Source organism: Actinomadura bangladeshensis, assembly GCF_004348335.1.
Lineage (GTDB): Bacteria > Actinomycetota > Actinomycetes > Streptosporangiales > Streptosporangiaceae > Spirillospora > Spirillospora bangladeshensis.
On sequence record NZ_SMJW01000351.1, the window covers coordinates 1 to 6,641 of the forward strand.

The 6,641-nt window shown below is 73.7% G+C and carries 7 protein-coding genes; 4 read left to right on the top strand and 3 right to left on the bottom strand.

All coding sequences use genetic code 11. The features are described from left to right. Positions 1–175: 175 nt before the first annotated feature. Positions 176–1,045: an alpha/beta fold hydrolase gene (locus E1284_RS37205; protein WP_131944843.1), complete on the bottom strand. Its 870-nt coding sequence runs from the start codon at positions 1,043–1,045 to the stop codon at positions 176–178. A 40-nt stretch (positions 1,046–1,085) separates the two neighbouring features. Continuing rightward, on the bottom strand, positions 1,086–2,276 hold the full coding sequence (locus E1284_RS37210) for a sensor histidine kinase (RefSeq protein ID WP_243714983.1): 1,191 nt from the start codon (positions 2,274–2,276) through the stop codon (positions 1,086–1,088). A gap of 115 nt (positions 2,277–2,391) precedes the next feature. Between E1284_RS37210 and E1284_RS43805 the strand changes: the two genes are divergently transcribed. Genes E1284_RS43805 through E1284_RS37220 form a run of 3 tightly spaced genes read left to right on the top strand, consistent with a single transcriptional unit; the run spans position 2,392 to position 3,334 of the window. Then, a complete protein-coding gene (locus E1284_RS43805; protein ID WP_279433114.1) occupies positions 2,392–2,517 on the top strand; it encodes a hypothetical protein in 126 nt (41 codons plus the stop codon). Further along, positions 2,514–2,774 (top strand): helix-turn-helix transcriptional regulator, encoded by a 261-nt coding sequence (locus tag E1284_RS37215; RefSeq protein WP_207924178.1) that lies wholly within the window; start codon positions 2,514–2,516, stop codon positions 2,772–2,774. Before E1284_RS43805 ends, E1284_RS37215 begins: the two co-directional genes overlap by 4 nt. Continuing rightward, the gene (locus tag E1284_RS37220) at positions 2,771–3,334 is read left to right on the top strand and encodes a hypothetical protein (RefSeq protein ID WP_131944844.1); all 564 of its coding nucleotides are present in this window, start codon (positions 2,771–2,773) and stop codon (positions 3,332–3,334) included. Before E1284_RS37215 ends, E1284_RS37220 begins: the two co-directional genes overlap by 4 nt. Here the strand turns inward: E1284_RS37220 and glgP are convergent. After that, positions 3,331–5,925 carry an alpha-glucan family phosphorylase gene (gene glgP, locus E1284_RS37225; RefSeq protein ID WP_131944845.1) on the bottom strand — a complete coding sequence of 865 codons (2,595 nt, stop codon included), beginning with the start codon at positions 5,923–5,925 and terminating at the stop codon, positions 3,331–3,333. The genes E1284_RS37220 and glgP overlap by 4 nt on opposite strands. 514 nt (positions 5,926–6,439) lie before the next feature. On the opposite strand from glgP, the gene E1284_RS37230 reads away from it, so the two are divergent. Further along, positions 6,440–6,641: maltotransferase domain-containing protein (locus E1284_RS37230; RefSeq protein WP_279433115.1), on the top strand; the 202-nt coding region annotated here is incomplete at its 3' end.

Here is a 6,641-nt window from a genome sequence, read left to right on the forward strand (position 1 = left end):
GCTTCGTCCTCCAGGTGGCCGCGCCGCCGCCCGTGAAGATCCGCCGCCGCCCGCTCCCCGACGTCCTGGCCCCCGCCTACGAGGCCCTCGCCGCTCCGGACACCGACGACCGGTTCGGCTGACGGCCGCGCGTCGGGACGCCGGGGGCGGGACGAGCCGGCCCCCGGGGCCGCCGTCAGCCGGCGTCGCCGAGCACTTCGCGCAGCTTCCGAGCGAAGGCCTCGGGCTGCCCGGCCTGGCCGAACTCATCGCCCAGGAAGCCTCCGTGGTGGCTCGGGAACACCGTCGCCCGGCCGCCGAGCAGCTCGGCCGTCGCCTCCGAGGTGCGTCCCGTCATGACGCCCTTCGACTCCTCGCCCACGGCGATCACGATGCGCGTGGGCGCCGCGGTGAGCGCGGCGGCGTCGGGCCGGTAGTCGCTGACCGCCCACGACCGGTCGGAGAGCAGCGGGTCGTCGCGGGAGCCGTCGTCCTCGGCCGGCATGCCGAACATGGCCGGATCGGGCGCGGGCTGGGCGAAGTAGTCGTCGGTGAACTCGCCCTGCCACGACGTCATCGCGATGAACGCGGCCATGCCGGCGCCCCAGCCCTTGCTCTCGTACGCGTCCCGGACGCCGGCCCGCGCGCGCTCGGCGGCCGCCGCGTCGGGCAGCACCGGGATGATCGGCGGCTCGTGCGCCACCAGGGTCGTCACGTCGCCGGGATGGGCCGCGACGAGGGCGAGCGCGGTCACCGCGCCGCCGCTGCTCGCGAACATCTCGACCGGGCCCGCCCCGAGCGCCTCGATGAGGGCGTGCACGTCGCCGGCCTGGACGCCGGGCGCGTGGTCGTTCCGGCCGTCCTTGCGGGTGCTGCGGCCGAGGCCGCGCGGGTCGTAGGCGACCACGGTGCGGTCGGGGAAGTGCGAGGCCAGCGTGCGGAAGCCGGTGGCGTCCATGGGCTGGCCGATCATGACGAGCGGCGGGCGCCCGCCGGCCGCCGGCAGCGGGCCGTGGACGTCGTACACGAGGTCGGCTTCGGGAGTTTCGAGTGTCTTCGTCATCATGACCGTGCAGACCTCGCCCGCACCGGAAACTCATCGGCCCCTACCGGTCGATCTCCTCCGGCGGGAGCGGCAGGCAGGCCCGGACGGTGAAACCGCCGTCCGGGCCGGGTCCGGCCTCCAGGGCGCCGCCCAGCGATGCGGCACGGTCGCGCATGCCGCGGATGCCGCTGCCGTCACCGGACGCCCCCGGCGGCGACGGCACGCCGTCGTCCTCCACGCTGACCGTCACCTCATCCTCCGCGAAGCCGACGCGGACCGTCGCCGTGGAGGCGGTGGAGTGCCGGGTCACGTTCGTGAGCGCCTCCTGGACGATCCGGAAGGCGGCCAGATCGGTCTCAGCGGGCAGTGGGCGCGGATCGCCCTCGATCTTCGTGCGGATCGTGAGCCCGGCGGCCGAGATGCCGCTCGTCAGCTCCTCCAGCCGGGCCAGCCCGGGGGCCGGGGCGACCGGGGCGGCCTCGTCGACCTGGCGGAGGACACCGAGGGTGGCGCGCATTTCCCGGAGGGTGTCCTTGCTCGCCTGCTTGATCGCGGTGAGGGCGGCCTCGGCCTGCTGCGGCTCGCGGTGCAGGCCGTGCAGCGCCGCGGTGGCCTGCACGTTGATCAGCGAGATGTTGTGGCCGAGGACGTCGTGCAGCTCGCGGGCGATGCGCAGCCGCTCCTCGACGGCGCGGCGGCGGGCCTCGGCCTCCCGGCCGCGCTCGGCGACCCGCGCGCGCTCCTGCGCCTCGCGCAGGTAGGCGCGGCGGTTGCGGACGACGCCGCCGATCGCGATGACGGCGACGAACCAGCCGGCGAGCAGGAAGGGCGCCGCGTCCGCGAGATGGTCGGCGCCGTCGCGGCCGTCGCCGTAGACGGTGCCGGCGATCGCGGCGGCGGCGAGCAGCGCGGCCGTCGTCAGGCGCCCCGCGGCCGCCGCGGTGTAGAGCGCGATCACGAAGGTGATCACGAGGGGGCCGTCCGGGTCGGTGGCCGGGTAGTAGATCCCGCAGGCCGCCAGCGTGACGGCGGCGACCGCGACCGGAGCGCTCCGGCGCAAGTACAGCGCCCCGCAGGCGACCGCGATCAGCGCCCAGCCGTAGGCGGGCATGGGCCCGCGGCCGACCACGCGGGTCTCCAGCAGCGCGATCGCGACCAGGACGAGCAGGCATCCGGCGGCCAGCGCCGCGTCCGCCATGCGGCCCTCCGTCAGCCGCAGGGGTGGCCGGTCGCGTCCCTTCGCCAGTCGCACGCATCCATCCTGCCAGGGTCCCTACACTTGCATGTCTGCGATGAAATGTAGTACTTCTACTATCAACGAACGTAGGAGTATGGCTAATGATCCAAGTTGCTGTACGGGGGAGCGCATGAGCGAGCCGGTGATCCGGGCGCGGGACCCGCGGACGATGGCGCTCATGCTCGTCTCCGGGGTGATGTTCCCGGTGGCGCGGCCGCCGGAGGCCGTGCGGACCGCCGCGCAGGGGGCGCTGTGATCCGCAAGGCCGGCCCGGCGTCCGCCGACAAGGAGACCGTCTACAACCGGATCTCGGTGCTGCGGGCCGAGCGCGGCGTCTCGCGCCGCGACCTGGCCGCCGCGCTCGGCGTCCACTACCAGACGGTCGGCTACCTGGAACGGGGCGAGTACAGCCCCAGCCTGCACCTCGCCCTGCGCATCGCCGACTACTTCGAGGTGCCGGTCGAGGTCGTCTTCTCCCTCACACCCTTCCCCCGGATCGGAGGCACATCATGAGCAAGCGCGCGGACCGCCTCGCGGCGCTGGACGAGGAACTGGAACGCCGGCTGCCCGCCCGCTACGCCCGGCGGCGGCCGCGCCGGATCCTGGCGGGGGCGGGCGCGGTCACGCTCGGCCTGTTCTGGGTGGACGCCGCCGTGTCCTGGGTGCTGGCGCCCAGCGACACGGCCATGATCGCGAACTTCGTGATCCTGGGCGTCCTGGTGGTGGTCGGGTTCCCGCTCGCGGGCCAGCTGATGGCGGTGACCCGGGGCCTGACCTCCAAGCGCGAGGACCAGCTCGACGAGCGGCAGCTCCTCGCCCGGCTCCGCGCCTACGCGAGCGCGCACCGGGCGACCACGTTCGTGCTGGCCGCCGTGCTGATCGTGACGAGCGTCGCCGACACCGACGGCCGCGAGTCGCAGATCCCCGGCGCGGCGCTGTTCCTGATCCTGTTCGCCATGCTGGCGACGCACATGCTCCTCCCCCTCGTCGTCGCGACCTGGCAGACGGCCGACCCGCCCGCCGACGAGGACGACGAGGACGACGAGCGTGACCAGGACGAGCCCGCCGCCTAGCGCAGGTCGCCGTTCGTCATGCCCTGCGGGGCGGGCGGCAGCGCCACCAGGCCCATCTCGGTCCGTCCCGGCAGCAGCGGGTGGCCGGGCACCACCCGGACGCTGTAGCCGAACGCGCCGCTGCGCCCGAGGGGGACCTCGCCGGTGTAGCGGCGCCGCCCGTTCTCGGCCGGCTCGACCTCCGCGAGCTCCAGGTAGGACGGGTCGACGAGCGCGTCGGCGTCGTCCACCCGGCCGTAGGCGACCTCCACGGCGACGTCGTCCGGGTCGAGACCGCCGAGGTCCACGACGACCCGCACGGTGAGGCGCGCCCCGACCTGCGGGCTCTCCTCCCCGTTGGACTCGACGTGCTCGACGGCGACGCCCGGCCACGCCTTGCGGACCCGCTGCTTCCACGCCGACAGCGCGCGGGCGCCCGCGTACTTGTCGGCGACCATGGCCTGCTCGGACGCGGCGGCCGGGGTGTAGAGCTCCTCGACGTAGTCGCGCAGCATCCGGGACGCGAGCACCTTCGGGCCGAGCGTGGCGATCGTGTGCTTCACCATCTCCAGCCAGCGGCGCGGCAGGCCGGCCGAGTCGCGGTCGTAGAAGGTGACGGACACGTGGTCCTCGATGAGCTCGTACAGCGCGGCGGCCTCCAGCTCGTCGCGCCGGTCCGGGCTGGACAGGCCGTCGGCGGACGGGATCGCCCAGCCGTTCTGGCCGTCGTACCACTCGTCCCACCAGCCGTCCAGGATCGACAGGTTCAGCCCGCCGTTCAGCGCCGCCTTCATCCCGGACGTGCCGCTCGCCTCCAGCGGGCGCAGCGGGTTGTTCATCCACACGTCGCAGCCCTGCACCATGAGCTGCCCGAGCGCGATGTCGTAGTCGGGCAGGAACACGATGCGGTGCCGGACGTCCTCGGAGTCGGCGAACCGCACGATCTGCTGGATGAGCCTCTTGCCGCCCTCGTCCGCCGGGTGCGCCTTCCCGGCGATCACGATCTGCACGGGCCGCTCCGGGTGCAGCAGGATCGAGCGGAGCCGGTCCGGGTCGGTCATCATCAGCGTGAGCCGCTTGTAGGACGGGACGCGCCGCGCGAACCCGATCGTCAGGACGTCCGGGTCGAGCGCGTCGTCGATCCAGGAGACCTCGGCCTCGCTGGCGCCGCGCTGCCGCCACGACTCGCGGAGCCGGCGCCGCGCATCGTGCACGAGGCGGCGCCGCAGCAGGCCCCGCATCCGCCAGATCTCCGGCTCGGCGACGGTGCGGACGCCCTCCCAGCCGCGGCCGCTCTCCATCACCGACGGCAGCTCGCGGGCGGTGAACTCCAGCACCTCGCGCGCCACCCAGGTGCCCGCGTGCACCCCGTTGGTGATCGACCCGATCGGGACCTCGGCGAGGTCGAACCCGCCCCACAGGCCGCCGAACATCTCCCGGCTGACCTCGCCGTGCAGCTCGCTGACGCCGTTGACGCGCTGCGCCAGCCGCATCCCCATCACGGCCATGTTGAAGACGGTGCGGTCGCCGCCCGGGTAGTCCTCGGCGCCGAGCGCGAGGACCCGGTCGACGGGGACCTGCTCCTCCTCGTTCGTCCCGCCGAAGTACCGGCCGATCAGGTCGCGGGGGAACCGGTCGATGCCGGCCGGGACGGGCGTGTGCGTGGTGAACACCGTGCCCGCGCGCGTCGCCTCCAGGGCCTCGTCGAACGTCAGGCCGTCCTCCGACACCAGCTCGCGGATGCGCTCCAGGCCGAGGAACCCGGCGTGTCCCTCGTTGGTGTGGAACACCTCGGGCGCGGGATGCCCGGTGATGCGGCAGTACGCGCGGATCGCCCGGACGCCGCCGATGCCGAGCAGCATCTCCTGCAGCAGCCGGTGGTCGCCGCCGCCCCCGTACAGCCGGTCGGTGACGTCGCGGGCCGCCTGGTCGTTGTCCTCGACGTCGGAGTCCAGGAGGAGCTGCGGGACGCGCCCGACGCGGGCGACCCAGACCTGGGCGCGCAGGGCGTGGCCCTTGGGGAGGCCGATGGTCACGTGCACCGGCGTCCCGTCCCGCTCGCGGAGCAGGGTGAGCGGGAGCCCGTTCGGGTCGATCGGCGGGTAGCGCTCCAGCTGCCAGCCGTCCGGCGACAGCGACTGCGAGAAGTACCCGTGCCGGTACAGCAGCCCGACCCCGAGGATCGGGACGCCGAGGTCGCTCGCCGTCTTCAGGTGGTCGCCGGCCAGGATGCCGAGGCCGCCGGAGTACTGCGGCAGCGCGGCGGTGATCCCGTACTCGGGCGAGAAGTAGGCGATGGACGACGGGCCGTCGGGCCGGGTCTGGTACCAGCGCGGCGCGGTCAGGTACTCGTGCAGGTCCTCGGCGGTGTCCTGCAGGCGGCGCAGGAACCGCCGGTCCTCCGCCAGCTGCGCCAGCCGCTCCGGCGAGACCTCGCCGAGCAGCCGGACCGGGTCGTGGTGGACGGCCTCCCAGAGCGCGGGGTCCACGGCGCGGAACAGGTCGAGCGTCTCGTGGTGCCAGGACCAGCGCAGGTTGAGGACGAGCTCCTCAAGCTGCCGGAGCGGCTCGGGAAGGACGGTGCGGACCGTGAAACGTCGGATTGCCTTCACACATAGCCACGCTATGCGCTGCCGTCCCATGAATGCGACGGGGGCACCACACCCTCACCTCGGGGCCCGGTCCCGGACCGGGCCCGCGCGAAACCGCGGAAACCCCGGTGGCGCAGGGGATGGCGGCCTCCGGCCAGCGCCGGTCGCGGGCCGGCGGCGGGGCGGCGCGGACGAGCGTTTGCCCAATCTCGACCATCCGCAGACCGGTCCACCGGCGGCCGCCTCCGGCCGCCTCCGGCCGCCACGGGCCGCAGAACGATCAATACAGGTCATGGCCGCGTCAAACCTTACAGATCCACAGAATTGCCGCTCAGGTCGCCGCGGGGCGGACGAAGCGGCGAGGTCACCCCCGAGCCGCCGATCCAGCCGGCGGCGCGGCCCACCCGGTAGCGCTCGCGGGGCGTCGCTCTGCGCACCCGAAGGCCGACGCAAAGTTACCCCAAACTACGGGACGGTAGCCGCCCGTTCGCGGGCATGGGACGTTTCGGAAGTCTCGCTCGGGTAGGGGTGACACATGCACGTCGAGTCCGGAACGTCCCGTATGACCGGCATTCCGAGGCTCGGTCGCATTCCGATCCTGGACGTGGCGCCGGTGGTGGGGTGTGGCCGGTGGCCGGCGAAGGCCGTGGTGGGTGAGACGGTCGAGGTGTCGGCGACGGTGTTCCGTGAGGGGCACGAGATGCTGGGTGCGGCGGTGGTGCTGCGGACGCCCGATG

Bases quoted from the DNA above. Each gene is read 5' to 3' on its own strand.
- E1284_RS37205 (WP_131944843.1), bottom strand. From the start codon at position 1,045: ATGATGACGAAGACACTCGAAACTCCCGAAGCCGACCTCGTGTACGAC.
- E1284_RS43805 (WP_279433114.1), top strand. From the start codon at position 2,392: ATGAGCGAGCCGGTGATCCGGGCGCGGGACCCGCGGACGATGGCGCTC.
- E1284_RS37220 (WP_131944844.1), top strand. From the start codon at position 2,771: ATGAGCAAGCGCGCGGACCGCCTCGCGGCGCTGGACGAGGAACTGGAA.